This is a genomic window from Dongia sp., from assembly GCF_041906375.1.
Taxonomy (GTDB): Bacteria; Pseudomonadota; Alphaproteobacteria; order Dongiales; family Dongiaceae; genus Dongia.
In genome coordinates, this window is sequence record NZ_JAYRJJ010000005.1 from 295,562 (window position 1) to 313,688 (window position 18,127).

The window sequence follows — 18,127 nt, forward strand, 5'->3', positions numbered from 1 at the left end:
TCGTCTTAGAGTGCCGCCACGGCCTGTCCCACAGCGTCCAGGAAAATGTCCGCATGTTCCCGGGTGAAGACCAGCGGCGGGCGGATCTTGAGGATGTTGGCACCGGGACCGGTGGCGCTGATCAGCACCTTGCGGCGGCGCAGGTCGTTGACGACGCGGGTGGTTTCCTCCGCGGCCGGTAGCTTGCTCTTGCGGTCCTTCACGAATTCGACACCGAGGAACAGCCCGGCGCCGCGCACATCGCCGATGATGTCGTGGCGGGCGGCGAGCTTTTCCAGGCCCTCGCGCATATAGGTGCCGACCTTGCCGGCATTCTGGGCGAGGTTCTCCTGGTCGATGACGTCGAGCACGGCGAGGCCCACGGCGCAGGAAACCGGGTTGCCGCCGAACGTGTTGAAATAGCGCGAGCGCTTGCCGAACTCCTCGACGATCTGCGGTTGCATGATGGCGCCGGCCATGGGATGGCCGTTGCCCATGGGCTTGCCGACCGTGACGATATCCGGCACCAGCCCGTGGCGCGCAAAGCCCCAGAATTCCGGCCCCACCCGGCCGAAGCCCGGCTGGACTTCGTCGGCAATATAGATGCCGCCGGCCGCGCGCACGGCGTCGACCGCTTGCCTGAGGAAGCCGGGCTTGCCCGGGAAGACACCGTCGCTGGAGAAAATGCCGTCGACCAGCAGGGCGCAGGGCTTGATCCCCTGCGCCTGCATCTCGGCCAAGGCCTGCTTGACGCCAGCGGCGAAGGCGGCGCCGACGTCACCGTCGATGCGATAGGTATCCGGCGCCGGGACCAGCTTCACATTCGGTCCGCGCTCGACATAGTCACCCAGCGACGGCGAGAGTTCCGCGATCGCGACCGTGAGGCCGTGATAGGCAAGCTTGGTGACGATGACGCCGGTTCCCTTGGTGTAGGATTTGGCGATGCGGAGGGCGAGGTCGTTCGCTTCCGATCCGGTGCAGGTGAACATCACATGCTTCAAGGCCGGCGGGAATTTAGCCAGCAGGCGGGCCGCGTAGTCGACGATGGTTTCGTGCAGATAGCGCGTATGGGTATTGAGGATGCCGGCCTGCTTGGTGAGCGCCGCCACGACATGCGGATGGCAATGGCCGACCGAGGCCACGTTGTTGTAGACGTCGAGATAGGCGTTGCCCTCCGGATCATAGAGCCAAACACCCTCGCCGCGCACGATATGCAGCGGCTTTTCATAGAACAGGCGATAGGCCGGGCCCAGCAATTCAGCGCGGCGCTTGATGAGCGCAGCGTCGGCCGCGCTGATATCGCCTTCGCGGCCCGGGACATATTGATTCACCATCGCCATCTGACTATCTCCTGAATTCCGTCATCTGCTCCGAAGCCCCCTCACCCCAACCCCTCTCCCCGGAGGGGCGAGGGGCTTGAAGCCGGGCTGACCCGAACCTCCCTCGCCCCGCGATAGCGGGGAGAGGGTCGGGGTGAGGGGTTGTCTGCTCGATCATGCCTAACCTCAAACGCCGCAGATGCGGCGCAGATATTCCTGGGCTTCTTCGCGCGGCAGGGCGGCAAAGGCCTGGAGGCCGGCCCAGGCGCGCGGCGCATTGCGCAGAATATAGTCGCGGTTTTCAGGGTAACGCGCGGCGCGCCAGGCGGTGACGCAGGCCGTCGTCGCCATGCGGGCGCCGATGAGGTCGTAGAGCAGATCGATCTCAATCGGCAGCAGGGGCGAGGCCGCGTGATAGGCGCCGATGAGGTCGCCGGCCTCGGCCAGCGGGTTGCCTTCCAGCGACAATTGATAGGCAGCGGCAATGGCGACATCGTTGATGAGCGGCGTCATCACCATGTCGCCGAAATCGAGGATGCCGGCGACAATGTCCGGATCGCTCTTTTCGACCAGCACATTGTGGGGGTTGAGGTCGCTATGCACGAACTGCGCGCGCAGGGTCGGCAGGACCGGCTGCACGAAATCGGCAAAGGCCTTGAGGATGCGCTCGACCAGCCCGCGCCGTTCCGTTCCCTCGATATAGGGCAGATATTGCCACAGGCGGCCGGCATGCTTGATGTCCCAGACCAGTTCGTGCCCCGCGGCCGGGTGCGTGAAATTCCGCAAAGCGAGGCCGAGGCGCGCCAGATTAGCCCCGATGCTGCGCCGCTGGGCGGCACTGCGGGGGGCGAGATGCAGCGGCTCGCCTTCCAGATAGGTGAAAAGGCGCAAGACCATCGGCCGGCCGTCGGCACCGCGCAGAAATTCCTCATGGCGGCCATGGATGCTGGGCAGAACCCGCTGCACGGGCATGCCCGGATCGACCTTGGCGATATGCAACAGGGCCATGGTCTGCAGATTGGTGACTTCCAGCGCCTCGGCGGGATTGGCGATCTTGAGCACATGGCTGCCGCCCGCATGGCGAATGCGGAAATTGGCGTCGCGCTCGCTGGTCAGCTGTGCGGCCGTGCCCTCAAGGCCGAAATAGTCGCGCGCCAGCGCTTCGGCCGCGGCCAAGGTGAAGACCGGCGGCGGTGCCGCGAGCTGGTCGCCACCCGCCTGCCCGCTCTGGGCCGCCTCGTCGCTCTGCTCTGCTGGGTGGGTGTCGCTCAAGATTGCGCGCCGAATAGCTGATTAATTTCAGGGTTGATCTTATAGCCGGGAAAGTGCCGGCCTGCCAATCGCCCCAGCACACTGGATTGCGGACTGTCGACCCGCTAGGATCGCCCCCGACAGAACACCCCAAACACGCTCAAGGAGAGAGAAACATGGCTGGCAAAATCGACGCCCGCTTGGCCGAACTGAAGATCGAACTGCCCAAGGCGGCCGTCCCCGTCGCCAACTATGTGCCGGTCGTCATCGCCGGCAACACCGCCTATGTCTCCGGCCAGGTCACGGTCTGGAACGGCGAGTTCAAGTTCATCGGCAAGGTCGGCCAGGAATTCTCGACCGAGCAGGCGGCGCAGGCCGCGCGCATCTGCGGCCTCAACATCATCGCGCAACTGAAGAACGCCCTGGGCGATCTCGACCGCGTGAAGCGCATTGCCAAGCTCGGCGTCTTCGTCAATTGCCTCGACAGCTTCACCGAGCAGCCCAAGGTCGCCAATGGCGTTTCCGATATGATGGTGGAAGTGTTTGGCGAGGCCGGTAAGCACGCCCGCTCCGCCGTCGGCGTCAACACCCTGCCGCTCAATGTGGCGGTCGAGGTCGATGCGATCGTCGAGATTGCTTAAGAGTTATCGATCCACGTTTGCGGTCGAGGGTGAGAAGCCAGCGCATGACTGACCTCACCCTCACCGCCCGCGTGGTCGACCGGATCGAGAAGATCACGGCATCCGCCTGGGATTCCTGTGCCGGCGCGGACAATCCTTTCGTCAGCCATGCGTTTCTCAATGCGCTGGAAATATCGGGCTCGGTCGGTCGCGGCACCGGCTGGCTGCCGCAGCATATCGTGCTGGAGGATGAGCAAGGCGCCATCCACGCCGCCGCACCGCTCTATGTGAAGGGTCATTCCCAGGGCGAATATGTCTTCGACCATGGCTGGGCCGAAGCCTATGAGCGTGCCGGCGGGCGCTATTATCCCAAGCTGCAGGTGGCGGTCCCCTTCTCGCCCGTGCCCGGCCCGCGCCTGCTGGTGAAGGGGGGCGATACTGCACCGGAACTGCGCAGCGCCCTCATCGGCGCCCTCACCAGCACGGCGGAGAAATCGGGGCTCTCCTCCCTCCACATCACATTCTGCCTGGGCGACGAGGCGCGCGATCTGGTCGAGCACGGCTATCTGAATCGCCTCGGTTGCCAATATCATTGGACCAATGCCGGCTATGCGAGCTTCGACGATTTCCTGGGCACGCTGTCGTCCCGCAAGCGCAAGGCGATCCGCAAGGAACGCGCCAGCGTCGCCGCCACCGGCCTCGACATCCGCACCCTGTCCGGCGACGCGCTTGAGTCGGCGCATTGGGATGCTTTCTTCGCGTTCTACATGGACACAGGCGGGCGCAAATGGGGCCGGCCCTACCTCACCCGCGCCTTCTTCACGGCTCTTCATGAAACCATGCGCGATCGGATCGTGCTGGTGATGGCTTTTCGCGACGGAACACCCATCGCGGGCGCACTGAACCTGCGCGGCACCGACGCTCTCTATGGCCGCAATTGGGGCTGCATCGAGGACGTGCCCAACCTGCATTTCGAATGCTGCTACTACCAGGCCATCGATTACGCGATCCAGCACAAGCTCGCCCGTGTCGAGGCGGGAGCGCAAGGCGAGCACAAGATCCAGCGCGGCTATCTGCCGGTCGAAACGCATTCGGCGCATTGGATCGCCGATGCCAATTTCCGCGATGCCGTGGCCGACTATCTCGACCGCGAGCGGCGCGTGATGCATAACGAGATCGAGGGGCTGCAGACGCTCTCGCCCTTCCGGCGCAGCAATGACTAGGCATGCAAGCGTCATCGGCGGCGGGCCGGCCGGCCTGATGGCGGCCGAAATCCTGCTGCAAGGCGGCATTGCCGTCGATCTCTACGATGCCATGCCGTCGGTCGGCCGCAAATTCCTGATGGCCGGCAAGGGCGGCCTCAACATCACCCATTCGGAACCGCCGGCCGCCTTCGTCAAACGCTATGGCGTCCGGCAGAAGCATGTCGCCGGATGGCTCGAGGCCTTCGGTCCGGCCGAGTTGCGCGCCTGGATCCATGCGCTGGGTGTCGAGACATTCGTCGGCACGTCAGGCCGCGTGTTTCCGGCGGAGATGAAAGCAGCCCCGCTGCTGCGCGCCTGGCTGCACCGATTGCGGCAGGCCGGCCTGCGCATCCATGTGCGCCATCGCTGGCTGGGCTGGTCCGGCGGCAAGCTCGCCTTCGCGACGCCCAAGGGCCCCACCGAGATTGAAGCCGATACCATCATCCTCGCTTTGGGCGGCGGCAGCTGGCCGCAGCTCGGCTCGGACGGCGCCTGGCAGCAGATCCTGGCGCAGCGGCAAGTCGATGTCGCACCTCTGCTGCCGGCCAATTGCGGCTTCGATATCGGCTGGAGCGATCATTTCCGCGAACGCTTTGCCGGCGCGGCCCTGAAGAACGTCGCCACCGAATTCCGAGGGGAAAGCCGGCAGGGCGAAGCCGTCATCACGGCAAGCGGGATCGAAGGCGGCCTGGTCTATGCCCATTCCGCCGCCTTGCGCGATGCGCTTGCGGCCGAAGGTGCCGCGATCCTCCATCTCGATCTGCTGCCCAACCATGATCCGGCACGCATCGCCGCCGCATTGACGCAGCGCGGATCGCGCTCCCTGTCATCGCATTTGAAATCAAGCCTCGGCCTCTCTGGTGCTAAGGCCGGGCTGCTGCGCGAAGTTCTGACGCCCTCCGACCTCAACGATTCCCTGAAGCTCGCCGCTGCCATCAAGGCTCTGCCGCTCCGGCTCAAGGCCGCACGGCCCTTGGCCGAGGCGATCAGCTCCGCCGGCGGCGTGCGGCTGGAAGCGTTGACACCGGACCTCATGTTGAAATCCCTCCCCGGCATTTTCTGCGCCGGCGAGATGCTGGATTGGGAAGCGCCCACCGGCGGCTATCTCCTCACCGCCTGTTTGGCGAGCGGTGTCGTCGCGGGCAAGGGAGCGCTGGCCCGGCTCAGGGATCTGGACGCTGCGGCAAGGTGACTAGGCCGCGCATAGCAAACAGGGCCGGCATGTCCGCCGGCCCTGCTGGCCTGATCTGAATTTTCGGACCGGTACCGGCCAAGCTCAGAACGGAATGTCGTCGTCGAGATCGCCGCCGCGGCCACCGCCGCCACCCGACGAGCCACCGCCGAAGCCGCCGCCACCGCCGGACGAGCCGCCGCCATAGCCGCCGCCGCTGCCGCCACCATAGCCGGCATCGCCATTGTCGGACATGCCGCCGCCCTCACCCTTGCCGTCAAGCATGGTGAGTTCGCCGCGGAAGCGCTGCAGGACGACTTCGGTGGTGTATTTCTCGGCGCCCGACTGGTCGGTCCATTTGCGGGTCTGCAACTGGCCTTCGAGATAGACCTTGGAGCCCTTCTTCAGGAAACGCTCGGCCACATCGACCAGGCGCTCGTTGAAGATGACGACACGGTGCCACTCGGTCTTTTCGCGGCGCTCGCCGGAACTCTTGTCGCGCCAGGATTCCGAGGTGGCGATGGACAGGTTGGCGACCTTCGTGCCGTCCTGGGTCGAGCGGATCTCGGGGTCGCGCCCCAGATTGCCGATGAGAATGACCTTGTTGACGCTGCCCGCCATGACGCTGCCCCCTGCTGGAATCCGATTGAACTGGAGCGCCCGTATAGCGCTTCGCCGGGCATTTTCCTAGCACTCCGAAGAGAAGAACAAAAGGGGTATTAAGCGGGTGCGAAGGCCGCTATGATGCGCCCCAAAGGCGGCCGCCGGCCGCTCCCGATTCCAGCTCCCGAAAAGATCGACCTTATGGCTAACCAATTGACTGGTCACAAGATTTCCGTCCGCGGCGCGCGCGAGCACAATCTCAAGAACGTCGATGTCGACCTGCCGCGGGACTCCCTCGTGGTGATCACCGGCCTGTCGGGGTCGGGGAAATCGTCTTTGGCCTTCGACACGATCTATGCGGAAGGCCAGCGGCGCTATGTCGAAAGCCTTTCCGCCTATGCCCGCCAGTTCCTGGAACTGATGCAGAAGCCGGATGTGGATTCGATCGAGGGCCTCAGCCCTGCCATCTCCATCGAGCAGAAGACGACCTCGAAGAATCCGCGCTCGACCGTCGGCACGGTGACCGAGATCTACGATTACATGCGCCTGCTGTTCGCGCGCATCGGCATCCCCTATTCGCCCGCAACCGGCCTGCCCATCGAAAGCCAGACCATCACCCAGATGGTCGACCGCATCATGGGCCTGCCCGAAGGCACGCGCCTGCTGCTGCTCGCACCCATCGCGCGTGGCCGCAAGGGCGAATACAAGAAGGAATTCCAGGACCTGCAGAAGCGCGGCTTCCAGCGCATGCGCGTCGACGGCAAGATCTATGAAATCAGCGAAGTGCCGAACCTCAACAAGAAGCTGAAGCACGATATCGAGGTGGTGGTCGACCGCATCGCCGTGAAGCCGGGTCTGGAGACGCGCCTGGCCGGCAGCGTCGAGACGGCGCTGGGCTTGGCCGACGGTCTGCTCTTTGCCGATTACGCCGACAAACCAGATGAGCGCATTCTCTTCTCCTCGCGCTTCGCCTGCCCGGTCTCGGGCTTCACCATCGATGAGATCGAACCGCGCCTCTTCTCCTTCAACAACCCGTTCGGCGCCTGCCCGGTCTGCGACGGCCTTGGCGAGAAGCTCTATTTCGACCCCGAGATGGTGGTGCCCGATACGAGCAAGAGCTTGCGCGATGGCGCCGTGGCACCCTGGGCCAATTCGACCTCCCAATATTACAACCAGGCGCTGGAAAGCCTCGCCAAGCATTACAAGTTTGCCCTGGGCACGGCCTGGAAAGACCTGCCGAAAAAGATCCGTGACATCATCCTGTTCGGTTCGGGCGAGGAAGTCGTCACCATGTCCTTCGATGACGGCACGCGCTCCTATAAGACGACGCGCCCGTTCGAGGGCGTCATCACCAATATGGAGCGCCGTTTCCGCGAAACGGACAGCAATTGGGTGCGCGACGAACTCGGCCGCTATCAATCGACCAGCCCCTGCGAATCCTGCGAAGGCCGGCGCCTGAAGCCGGAAGCCTTGGCCGTCAAGATCGACAAGAAGAACATCGCCGATATTTCAGACTTCTCCATCCTGCAGGCAGCCGATTGGTTCGGTGGCCTTGCCAAGAAGCTCACCAAGAAGCAGAACGACATCGCCTATCGCATCTTGAAAGAGATCAACGAGCGCCTGGGCTTCCTCAACTCGGTGGGCCTCGAATATCTGACGCTCAGCCGCGCCTCGGCAACCTTGTCGGGCGGCGAGAGCCAGCGCATTCGTCTCGCCTCACAGATCGGTTCGGGCCTTACCGGCGTGCTCTATGTGCTGGACGAACCGTCGATCGGCCTCCATCAGCGCGACAATGACCGGCTGCTGGCGACTCTCAAACGGCTGCGCGATCTCGGCAACACGGTCCTCGTCGTCGAACATGACGAGGATGCCATCCGCAATGCCGATTATCTCATCGACATGGGCCCGGCGGCCGGCATCCATGGCGGCAAGGTCGTCGCGCAAGGGACGCCCGCCGAGGTGATGAAGGGCAACAGCCTCACCGCGCAATATTTGAACGGCAGCCGCAAGATCGAGATCCCGAGCGAGCGCCGCAAGGGGGCCGGCAAACAGGCCAAGATCCGCATCGTCGGCGCCAAGCACAACAACTTGAAAAATATCAGCGTCGACATTCCGCTGGGCACCATGACCTGCGTCACCGGCGTCTCGGGCGGCGGCAAGTCGACCCTCATCATCGAAACGCTCTATAACGCGCTCGCCAAGCGCCTCCATGACGCGCGCACGCATCCGGGCGAGCATGACCGCATCGAGGGCATCGAGTTCCTCGACAAGGTCATCGACATCGACCAATCGCCCATCGGCCGCACCCCGCGCTCCAACCCCGCCACCTATACCGGCGCCTTCACGCCGATCCGCGAATGGTTCGCGGGCCTCCCCGATGCCCAGGCGCGCGGCTACAAGGCCGGGCGCTTCTCCTTCAACGTTAAGGGCGGTCGCTGCGAAGCCTGCGAGGGCGACGGCGTCATCAAGATCGAGATGCACTTCCTGCCCGACGTCTATGTGCAATGCGACCAGTGCAAGGGCAAGCGCTACAACCGCGAAACGCTGGAAGTCCATTTCAAGGGCAAGTCGGTCGCCGACGTGCTCGACATGACGGTCGAGGAAGGCGTCGAGTTCTTCAAGGCCGTCCCCGCCATCCGCGACAAGCTCGCCATGCTCAACCAGGTGGGCCTCGGCTATGTCCATATCGGCCAGGCGGCAACCACGCTCTCCGGCGGCGAGGCGCAGCGCGTGAAGCTCGCCAAGGAACTCTCTAGGCGAGCCACCGGCCGCACGCTCTACATCCTCGACGAGCCCACCACAGGCCTTCATTTCGAGGATGTGCGCAAGCTCCTCGAAGTGCTGCAGCATCTTGTGGACCAGGGCAACACCATCGTCGTCATCGAGCACAATCTCGAAGTCATCAAGGTCGCCGACTGGATCATCGACTTAGGCCCCGAAGGCGGCGACAAAGGCGGCCGCATCGTCGCCGAAGGCACGCCGGAAGACGTCGCCGACACGCCCGGCAGCTATACGGGTCAGTATCTGGCGCCGTATCTGAGCAAGCGCATGAAGAAGAAGGCAGCAAGGGGATAGGACATTTGATGCCAATTAAGCTGGACCGCGAATCCAAGCTTCCCACATGGCAATTCGCGCTGAGGATGGCTGGGGCTCTCTTTTTTGGTGGCATCATCATCTTTGCAGCGTTCCACTCTTTCGTCGAGACCACAGGTAGTGTGCTTCTTTCGGCGGCAGCAACTCTGCTGCTGTCGCTCGGCATCCTTGGCATTCCCTTCGCAATCTATTCAATTCGGTTTGGCCATCGAGACAGCGATAAGCTTCTGCTGAGCGGGGCCACCGGCATGTCAATTCCATTCAATCGGCGGCCCGACGCAATTCTAACGATCTCCTTTCTCGCCGTGGTCCCCGAACTGATCATTTGGACGAACACGGATTTGGACCAAGCAGGATTGATTTTTCTTTGGTGCTTGGTCGGACTATGTTTGTCGTTGGTGGGTATGGCTTTTTGGAGCTGGCTTGCTGCCAGATCACCTCTTCTCATCGATCGCGATGGCCTGCAAATGCCCGATTTGTGGAGCGGCACGCTATTGTGGCGGGATATAGAAGCGGTGTTTGCGGCGGGTGATCGCATCGCATTGGCTTGTAGGAAACGTCCCGATATAGCTCTGAAGAAGAGAGCTTGGTACAACGAGACTGCTCGCTGGGCTACTGACGAGCAATTGTTGTTGATACGTCCTCCCCTTCGGTATTTGTCCCTACAATCGTTCGTGTCGCTCTTGCGAGACAAAGCGGGGCTGAAGCGGGCAGGCTCAGAGGTCGTTTAAAGCACCAACCAAGCAGTTTGAGGCGCCGCATGTACAAACTCTTCTACAGCCCGGGCAGTGCCGCGATGGCAGCGCATGCGATGATGATCGAGATGGGCGTCGAGGCGGAATTCGTTCTAGTCGATGACGCGAAGAACGAGCAGAAGAGTGCAGCGTACATGAAGCTCAACCCGCATGGCCGGGTGCCGACGCTGATCTATGACGACGGCAAGGTGATGTATGAAAGTGCCGCCATCTGCGCATTCCTGACCGAGCGCCATCCGGAGGCGAAGCTCGCCCCCGCCATCGACCATGCCGATCGCGGGCTCTATCTGCAATGGATGGCCTATCTCACCAACACGCCGCAGGAAGCGTCGATGCAGTGGTGGCATAGCGAGAACTATGTTGATGGTGCCGACGCGCAGGCGAAGATGAAAGCGAAGGCCGAGGAACGGCTGGCGAAGATGTGGACCTTCCTCGACGGCGAACTCGCCACGAAGGGTCCCTATCTCTGCGGTTCGACCTGGTACGCCTGCGACTATTTCCTCGCCATGCTGATCCGCTGGACGAGGCGGATGCCCAAGCCCGGCCACACCTATCCGAATCTCAGCAAGCTGGTGCGCGCGGCGATGGCCCGCCCCGCTTACGCGCAGATGCTGACGGACGAGGGCATCGACCAGCCGGTCTGATCGGGGCCAGTCTGATCGGGACCGGTCTGATCGGGGCCGCTCTGACTGACATCGGTCCTCTGGCACTATAGGCGGCACTTGCCAAACAAGGCCGCCTCGATTATTCGCCTTGCCACCTGCATCAGCAAGGCGAGCAAAGCATGTCATACAAGCTCTATTACATCGCCGGCAGCGCCGCGATGGCACCTTATGCCGTTCTCATCGAAGCTGGCGTGAAGGCCGAGTTCATCAAACTCGACCGTGAGAAAAACGAACAGAAATCTGAAGATTATCTAACACTTAATCCGCATGGCCGCGTGCCGACGCTCATCTATGACGACGGCAAGGTGATGTATGAGAGTGCTGCCATCTGCCAGTTCCTGGCGGAGCACTATCCGGCCACGAAACTGGCCCCGGCCCTTGGCCATGACGATCGCGGTCTTTTCCTGCAATGGATGGCCTATCTGACGAACACGCCGCAGGAAGCACTGATGCAATATTGGTATCCCCATTATTTCGTCGATGGCGAGGCCGAGCAGGCCAAGTTGCATGCCAAGGCCGAAGAACGCCTGGGCAAGATGTTCGACTTCCTCGACAATGAACTCGCCGCAAAGGGGCCGCATCTTTGCGGTGCTGCCTTCTATGCCTGCGACTATTACCTCGCCATGCTGATCCGCTGGTCACGCAATTTCGCGAAGCCCGGGCACAGCTATCCGCATCTCAACAAGCTGGTACGAGCAGCGCTGGCGCGCCCGGCCTACGCACAGATGCTGAAGGACCAGGGGCTCGAACAGCCGGTCTGACGTCTAAGGCCCCTCACCCCGACCCTCTCCCCACTGCGTGGGGCGAGGGAGTTTCGAGCAAGCTTGGTAAAAAGCCCCTCGCCCCTCAGCCGACGAATGTCGGCCTTCGCCGACGGAGGAGAGGGGTTGGGGTGAGGGGTGTCTGAAGCTGCCCAAATGTCCGCGCTTAGACCGATCCGGCAAAGCGCACGCCGACCACGCCCCCGTCGGCACGCACGACTTCGCACGGATACTCGCTGCCATCGGCAAGGCGCAGGGTGAAAAGATGCGGCAGCGGGGTCAGCTCGGCAAAGACCAGCCGCGCGCCGGACTCCGACCAGTCGCGCACCTGGCAATCATAGAGACTGGCGCCGCCATTGAAGACCGCCTTGGCGCCCTTCAGCATCTTTCGGCGCGGGTGGCGCCGCTTGTCCGGTCCGCTCTCCACCATGATCTTCTCCCCAAAGGGATAGAAGGATCATGGTGCGGCACTCGGCCGGCCCCGGCTACGCTGCCCTGGCTGCAATACCCTCCACCTCGATCAACCATTCGGGATTGGCGAGCGACGAGACGACGATGAGAGTCGAGGCGGGCTGGGCACCACCGAGGATTTTATCCCGGGCGATGCGCGAGGCCGGCACATCGCCGGCACGGGTGAGCATGACGTTCACCTTGACCAGATCCTGCACTGTCATGCCATCGGCTTCCAGGCACGCGGCGAGGTTGCGCCAGGCGAGTTCCGCCTGCGCCGCGAAGCCTTGCGCCGTCTTGTGCTCGCGGTCGCAGCCGACCTGCCCGCTGATATAGAGCCAGCGATAATTCTCCGGCGCCGAAACCATCTGCGAATAGCGGCTGAAGGGTGGCGGCGCCGAGGGTGGATTTAGAAAATTCAGCATCTCTATCTCCTTGATGATACGTGCTTTATCGTTCCGTCAGCCGGGCTCAATGTCAACCTTTGGTCCCGGCCTTGCCGATGGCGCGAATGAGCGCTATGACCCGGCTCATGAATGCAAACAAAACCAAACCCATCCATGTCATCGGCGCCGGCCTCGCCGGCTCCGAGGCCGCCTGGCAACTCGTCTCGGCCGGCGTGCCGGTCATTCTCCATGAAATGCGGCCGCTGCGCGGCACGGATGCGCACCAGACCGACAAATGCGCCGAGCTGGTCTGCTCCAACTCCTTCCGCGCCGACGATGCCGAGAACAACGCGGTGGGCCTCTTGCACGAGGAAATGCGCCGCGCCGGCTCGCTCATCCTGCAATCGGCCGATGCCAGCAAGCTGCCTGCGGGCGGCGCCTTGGCTGTCGACCGCGACGGCTTTGCCGAACGGGTGACGGCGGCCCTCGCCTCGCACCCCCTCGTCACCTTTGAGCGCGGCGAAATCGGCGGCCTGCCGCCGGCCGATTGGGACAGCGTCATCATCGCCACTGGCCCCCTCACCTCGCCGCCTTTGGCCGAGGCCATCCTGGAACTGACCGGCGAAGCATCGCTTAGCTTCTTCGACGCCATCGCGCCGATCGTGCACAAGGACAGCATCGATCTCGAGAAGGCCTGGTTCCAATCGCGCTATGACAAGGTCGGGCCCGAAGGCGACGGCGCCGACTACATCAACTGCCCGCTCGACAAGCCGCAATACCTGGCCTTCATCGAGGCGATCCTTGCCGGCGAGAAGACCGAGTTCAAGGAATGGGAAGGAACGCCCTATTTCGAAGGCTGCCTGCCGATCGAGATCATGGCGGCGCGTGGTCCCAACACCCTGCGCTTCGGCCCGATGAAGCCCATCGGCCTCTTTGATCCCAGGGAACAGCGGCGCCCCTATGCCGTGGTACAACTCCGGCAGGACAATGCGCTGGGCACCCTCTACAACATGGTCGGTTTCCAGACGAAGCTGAAATATGCCGAACAGGTTCGCGTCTTCCGCATGATCCCGGGGCTGGAGAATGCCGAGTTCGCGCGGCTGGGTGGCCTCCACCGCAACACCTTCATCAACAGCCCCAAGCTGCTGGATGGCTCGCTGCGTCTCAAGGTCCTGCCGCGCCTGCGTTTTGCTGGCCAGGTTACCGGCGTCGAAGGCTATGTCGAAAGTGCCGCCATTGGTCTGCTCGCCGGCTGCTTCGCCGCGGCGGAGCGACTGGGCCGCGACCTGCCGCCACCGCCGCTCACCACAGCCCTGGGCGCTCTCATCGGCCACATCACCGGCCAGGCGGACGCCAAGACCTTCCAGCCCATGAACGTCAATTTCGGTCTCTTCCCGGAGATCGAGGCGCCCGATGGCCTCAACAAGGCGCAACTCCGTGAGTGGAAGGCGGGGCGCAAGCCGCGCCTCAGCGCACGCGCGCTGGGCGATCTTGCGGGCTGGCTGAAGGGTTCCAGCGCCGCAGCCTAGAATATCAATGCCAGCCGGTTTTGGACGAAATGCGCCACGCCAGCTTTGCCAATGCAGATGCCGCGCATTTCCCCGGCTGGGCAGTGGTCGTTGATTTGGGAGAAGCCGGTTGGCAGGCCGCGACAGCCAAGGCCAGCAAGAGTAGTCAGGACGCCCCTAACGCGGCACCTGCACGCATATTCCACCCCCAGTTTTCAGTATCGGGGGAATACTATCGATGCTCTTTTTAGACGGCAATTATCATTTTTGTCGCGCCCTGGTTGCTCAAATGCGCAACCTTCATCAAGAGTGCACGCGATCAAGCTTCAGGCGGATCGAATGGGCAAAGCCGGCCCAATAGATGCACATGTCGCGCTGCTCCTTGGCCGGGCAGAAATCGATTGCCTCCGGCTTGACCTCGAAATAGCGGAACATCGAGGTTTCGACGCATTCCTGCATGGCCGATTTGCTCGGCGTCAGACATGAGGCATGGATCCGGTCGCTGATGAGTTTGCTGGCCTGCTGCCCACGCGCGTCACGGCTGCCCCATTGCACGTCAGCCGGCAAGGCTGCCGAGCCGCTGTTCTCGATGACATTGCCGACAAACTGTCCTTCCAGGATGCAACTGACGAACTGCCGCAGGTCCCGACCCTGGCTGCAGGGGCTGGCGCCCGCGTCCGCATCGAAGGCTTCGACCAGGCGCGAGCGCACGCAGACCGCTTGACCGGCCGGCAATGTCAGCAGGTCGTCCGGTGTTTCGAGCTTTGCCTGGCACGCGTCGGAGAGCGCATGGTGCAATTCGACCAGCGCCTCCCTCGTCCCACTCAGTCGCCACAGGTCCTCGCTGGTCACCACCGGCCCCTTTGACGCCGGTTCGGATGACGCGCAGGCCCCGACGATGATCAGGAGAGCCGCACTGAGGACGTTACGCCCGACACGACCCAACATCCGTTCCCCCTTCAAGGTGGCGAAGAAAAGCGACATCAGGACCGAATCCGCCCGATCGCGGTCTTCCATCCGGCGTAGAGTCGTTCGCGCTCATCGGCAGCCATTTCCGGGCGGAACTCGCGCTCCTGCTGCCAGTTGGCGGCGGCCGCCTTGAGATCGGGAATGAGGCCGACGCCAAGCCCGGCGGCGATGGCGGCGCCGAGCGCCGTCGTCTCCACCACGACCGGGCGGCCGATCGGCACGTTGAGGAGATCGGCCAGGAACTGCATGACCCAATCGTTGCGCACCATGCCGCCATCGACGCGGAGCGATTGCACGTCGGTGCCGGTGTCGGAGATCATGGCGCTCATCAGGTCGCGCGTCTGGTAGCAGACGGCCTCCAGCGCCGCGCGCACGATTTCGGCGATGCCGGTATCGCGCGTAAGCCCCAGTAATGCGCCGCGCGCCATCGGATCCCAATAGGGGGCGCCCAGGCCCGTGAACGCCGGCACCAGATAGACGCCACCGGTACCGCGCACCGAACGCGCGAGGCGCTCGGTCTCGCCGGCCTGCTGGATCAGCTTCAACCCGTCGCGCAACCATTGCACGGCGGCACCGGCGATGAAGATCGATCCTTCCACCGCATAGGCCGTCTCGCCCTTCAGGCGATAGCCCACCGTGGTGAGCAGGCGGTTCTTCGACAGCACGGCCTTACCACCGGTGTTCATCAGCGCAAAGCAGCCGGTGCCATAGGTGCTCTTGATCATGCCGGGCGTGAAACAGGCCTGGCCGATGAGGGCCGCCTGCTGATCGCCGGCCATCCCCGCGACCGGCAGGCTGACGCCAAGTTCACGCGGATCGGTCATGCCGAAAGGTGCAGCGTTCTCGCGGATCTCCGGCAGCATCGCGCGCGGGATCTTGAACAGCGCCAGCAATTCATCGTCCCATTGAAGCTTATGGATGTCGCACAGCATGGTGCGCGAGGCATTGGTGGCGTCGGTCGCATGCGCCTTGCCGCCCGTGAGGCGCCAGAGCAGGAAAGTATCGATCGTGCCGAAGGCAAGCTCACCTTTCTCGGCGGCCGCGCGGGCACCGGCGACATTCTCCAGAATCCAGGCGATCTTGGTGGCCGAGAAATAGCTGTCGATGAGCAGGCCGGTCCTCGCCTGGATCATCGCTTCGCGCCCATCGGCAATGAGCTGCTTGCACAAGGGCGCGCCGCGCCGATCCTGCCAGACGATCGCATTATGGACCGGCTTGCCGGTCTTGCGGTTCCACACCACCGTCGTCTCGCGCTGGTTGGTGATGCCGATGGCAGCGACGCGTTCGGCCCCGACCTTGGCGATGACAGCCTTCGTCACTTCCACGGTCGCGCGCCAGATTTCCTCCGGATCGTGCTCGACCCAGCCATCGGCCGGATAGATCTGCGGCAGTTCCTTCTGGGCGGTCGCCTGCGGTTCGCCGCGCAGGGAAAAGGCGATCGCCCTTGTACTGGTGGTGCCCTGGTCGATGGCCAGGATGAGATCGGCTTTGGCCATGACAGCGCCCTTCCCTATTTCGTGCCGAAGAGGCGGTCGCCGGCATCACCCAAGCCCGGCACGATATAGGCGTTCTCGTTGAGATGAGAATCCAGTGCCGCCACGAAGATCGGCACGGTGGGATGGGCCGCATGAACGACGCGCACGCCCTCAGGGGCCGCCACCAGCGACATCAGGCGGATATTGTCGTCGGAAATGCCGCGCTTGTTGAGCGTATCGATCGCGGCCGCGGCCGAGTGGCCCGTGGCCAGCATCGGATCGACCAGGATGAAGATGCGCCCTTCCGGCTCCGGCAGCTTCACGAAATATTCGACCGGCCGCTTGGTTTCATGATCGCGGTAGAGGCCGATATGCCCCATGCGCGCCGCCGGAACCAGTTCCATTAGCCCATCGGCCATGCCGAGGCCGGCACGCAGGATCGGCACCACGGCGATCTTCTTGCCCATGATCACCGGTGCATCCATCTTGGTGAGCGGCGTCTCGATCTCCTGCGTCGTCATCGGCAGATCGCGCGTGAGCTCATAGCCCATCAAGAGCGCGATCTCCTTCAGCAACTGGCGGAACAGGGTCGTCGGCGTCGCCTTGTCGCGCATCATCGAGAGCTTGTGCTGGATCAACGGATGATCAAGCACGCTGAGCGTCGGGAATTCCTTGAAGGTTTTGACCATGTCCTGCTCCCTGTTATCAAAGACCGGGGTTCCCGAATGCCGGGTTCTGATGCTTCTTGTTAGATGACCTGGAACCCGTGCTTATAAGGATCGCGGTCGTCGATGAAGATGGTGTTGTAACCGGTGACACGCGCCCAGCCTTCGATCGACGGCACGATGGCCGGCTTGTTGCCGACGGTGGCCGCCTGTTCGACCCGGCCCTTGAACAGCGACCCGATGATGCTTTCATGGACGAAATTGTCGCCGACCTTCAGCTTGCCCTTGGCCGCCAGCTGCGCCATGCGCGCCGAGGTACCGGTGCCGCAGGGCGAGCGATCGATCGCCTTGTCGCCATAGAAGACGGCATTGCGCGCATCGGCGCCGTCGACCGTGGGCTTGCCGGTCCACAGGATGTGCGACAGGCCCTGGATGGTCGGGTTGTCCGGGTGCTGGAATGTGTATTTTTCATTCATGCGCCGGCGCAGTTCGCGGCTCATGGCGATGAGGTCGCCGGCCGAGAAATCCGCCATGTCGCGATAGCCGGCCTGCGGCTCGACGATGCAATAGAAATTGCCGCCATAGGCGACGTCGACCTTGATCGGGCCGATGTCAGGGCAATCGATGTCGAGCCCTTCCGAGTGCAGGAAGCCAGGCACGTTGGTCAGGCGGACGGATTCGACATATTCGCCGACCTGGTTGTAGGTGGCGACGACCAGGCCCGCCGGCGTGTCGAGCCTGAGTTCGCCCGGCTTCTTCGGCCGCACCAGGCCGTTCTCGATGGCGACCGTCACCGTCCCGATCGTCCCGTGGCCGCACATCGGCAGGCAGCCCGACGTCTCGATGAACAGGATGGCAACATCGCAATCCGGCCGGGTCGGCGGATAGAGGATGCTGCCCGACATCATGTCGTGCCCGCGCGGCTCGAACATCAGCCCCTTGCGGATCCAGTCATACTCCTTGAGGAAATGCTGCCGCCGCGCGCTCATGCTGTCGCCCTCGAGCTGCGGACCACCGCCCGAGACGACCCGCACAGGATTGCCACAGGTATGTGCATCGATGCAGGAGAAAGTGAATCGGGCCATGGTTAACCTTTTGAAGAATAAGGGACTTGATCGTACTGCGGCGCATGACAGCAGGCCCGCCAATTGATATAACCCGGCCCCGGCCTTGGCAATGCGCAACCGACCGATTCTCCTGCCTCAACTCAGCT

17 protein-coding genes are annotated in these 18,127 nt (G+C 63.2%); 8 read left to right on the top strand and 9 right to left on the bottom strand.

Features of this window, described 5'->3' with window-relative positions:
* Positions 1-5: 5 nt before the first annotated feature.
* On the bottom strand, positions 6-1,319 hold the full coding sequence (locus ACE3OA_RS17055; protein WP_374312904.1) for an aspartate aminotransferase family protein: 1,314 nt from the start codon (positions 1,317-1,319) through the stop codon (positions 6-8).
* Between the two features lie 165 nt (positions 1,320-1,484).
* Positions 1,485-2,570, bottom strand: a complete 1,086-nt coding sequence (locus ACE3OA_RS17060; RefSeq protein WP_374312906.1) for a phosphotransferase — start codon at positions 2,568-2,570, stop codon at positions 1,485-1,487.
* A gap of 155 nt (positions 2,571-2,725) precedes the next feature.
* Between ACE3OA_RS17060 and ACE3OA_RS17065 the strand changes: the two genes are divergently transcribed.
* From ACE3OA_RS17065 to ACE3OA_RS17075, 3 genes are read left to right on the top strand one after another with little or no spacing between them, the layout of a single operon-like run.
* The gene (locus ACE3OA_RS17065; RefSeq protein WP_374312908.1) at positions 2,726-3,190 is read left to right on the top strand and encodes a RidA family protein; all 465 of its coding nucleotides are present in this window, start codon (positions 2,726-2,728) and stop codon (positions 3,188-3,190) included.
* 44 nt (positions 3,191-3,234) lie between these two features.
* The gene (locus ACE3OA_RS17070; RefSeq protein ID WP_374312910.1) at positions 3,235-4,392 is read left to right on the top strand and encodes a GNAT family N-acetyltransferase; all 1,158 of its coding nucleotides are present in this window, start codon (positions 3,235-3,237) and stop codon (positions 4,390-4,392) included.
* Complete coding sequence (locus ACE3OA_RS17075) at positions 4,385-5,605, top strand: TIGR03862 family flavoprotein (protein WP_374312912.1); 1,221 nt, start codon at positions 4,385-4,387, stop codon at positions 5,603-5,605. Before ACE3OA_RS17070 ends, ACE3OA_RS17075 begins: the two co-directional genes overlap by 8 nt.
* A gap of 84 nt (positions 5,606-5,689) precedes the next feature.
* Here ACE3OA_RS17075 and ACE3OA_RS17080 read toward each other — a convergent pair whose 3' ends face one another.
* On the bottom strand, positions 5,690-6,205 hold the full coding sequence (locus ACE3OA_RS17080; RefSeq protein ID WP_374312914.1) for a single-stranded DNA-binding protein: 516 nt from the start codon (positions 6,203-6,205) through the stop codon (positions 5,690-5,692).
* Between the two features lie 183 nt (positions 6,206-6,388).
* Here ACE3OA_RS17080 and uvrA point away from each other — a divergent pair, with 183 nt between their 5' ends.
* The 4 genes from uvrA (at position 6,389) to ACE3OA_RS17100 (ending at position 11,461) form a co-directional block, all read left to right on the top strand.
* A complete protein-coding gene (uvrA, locus tag ACE3OA_RS17085) occupies positions 6,389-9,262 on the top strand; it encodes an excinuclease ABC subunit UvrA (RefSeq protein ID WP_374312916.1) in 2,874 nt (957 codons plus the stop codon).
* 8 nt (positions 9,263-9,270) lie between these two features.
* A complete protein-coding gene (locus ACE3OA_RS17090) occupies positions 9,271-10,011 on the top strand; it encodes a hypothetical protein (protein ID WP_374312918.1) in 741 nt (246 codons plus the stop codon).
* A gap of 29 nt (positions 10,012-10,040) precedes the next feature.
* Positions 10,041-10,679, top strand: coding sequence for a glutathione S-transferase family protein (locus ACE3OA_RS17095; RefSeq protein WP_374312920.1), 639 nt, complete (start codon positions 10,041-10,043; stop codon positions 10,677-10,679).
* Positions 10,680-10,819: 140 nt separating this feature from the next.
* Complete coding sequence (locus ACE3OA_RS17100) at positions 10,820-11,461, top strand: glutathione S-transferase family protein (protein WP_374312922.1); 642 nt, start codon at positions 10,820-10,822, stop codon at positions 11,459-11,461.
* A 166-nt stretch (positions 11,462-11,627) separates the two neighbouring features.
* Here the strand turns inward: ACE3OA_RS17100 and ACE3OA_RS17105 are convergent, their stop codons facing one another.
* Together ACE3OA_RS17105 and ACE3OA_RS17110 are read right to left on the bottom strand one after the other, a co-directional pair.
* Positions 11,628-11,891, bottom strand: a complete 264-nt coding sequence (locus ACE3OA_RS17105) for a PilZ domain-containing protein (protein WP_374312924.1) — start codon at positions 11,889-11,891, stop codon at positions 11,628-11,630.
* A gap of 55 nt (positions 11,892-11,946) precedes the next feature.
* Complete coding sequence (locus tag ACE3OA_RS17110; RefSeq protein ID WP_374312926.1) at positions 11,947-12,336, bottom strand: RidA family protein; 390 nt, start codon at positions 12,334-12,336, stop codon at positions 11,947-11,949.
* Between the two features lie 107 nt (positions 12,337-12,443).
* On the opposite strand from ACE3OA_RS17110, the gene trmFO reads away from it, so the two are divergent.
* Positions 12,444-13,826, top strand: coding sequence for a methylenetetrahydrofolate--tRNA-(uracil(54)-C(5))-methyltransferase (FADH(2)-oxidizing) TrmFO (gene trmFO, locus ACE3OA_RS17115; protein ID WP_374312930.1), 1,383 nt, complete (start codon positions 12,444-12,446; stop codon positions 13,824-13,826).
* 282 nt (positions 13,827-14,108) lie between these two features.
* Here trmFO and ACE3OA_RS17120 read toward each other — a convergent pair whose 3' ends face one another.
* The 4 genes from ACE3OA_RS17120 to ACE3OA_RS17135 are packed head-to-tail and all read right to left on the bottom strand — an operon-like array spanning position 14,109 to position 17,999.
* The gene (locus ACE3OA_RS17120; protein ID WP_374312932.1) at positions 14,109-14,789 is read right to left on the bottom strand and encodes a hypothetical protein; all 681 of its coding nucleotides are present in this window, start codon (positions 14,787-14,789) and stop codon (positions 14,109-14,111) included.
* Positions 14,789-16,270: a glycerol kinase GlpK gene (gene glpK, locus ACE3OA_RS17125; protein WP_374312934.1), complete on the bottom strand. Its 1,482-nt coding sequence runs from the start codon at positions 16,268-16,270 to the stop codon at positions 14,789-14,791. The genes ACE3OA_RS17120 and glpK overlap by 1 nt, the downstream gene beginning before the upstream one ends.
* A 14-nt stretch (positions 16,271-16,284) precedes the next feature.
* Positions 16,285-16,938: a uracil phosphoribosyltransferase gene (gene upp, locus ACE3OA_RS17130; RefSeq protein ID WP_374312936.1), complete on the bottom strand. Its 654-nt coding sequence runs from the start codon at positions 16,936-16,938 to the stop codon at positions 16,285-16,287.
* Between the two features lie 59 nt (positions 16,939-16,997).
* Entirely contained in the window at positions 16,998-17,999 is a 1,002-nt protein-coding gene (locus ACE3OA_RS17135; RefSeq protein WP_374312938.1) for a 4-hydroxyproline epimerase, read from the bottom strand.
* Positions 18,000-18,127 lie beyond the last annotated feature (128 nt).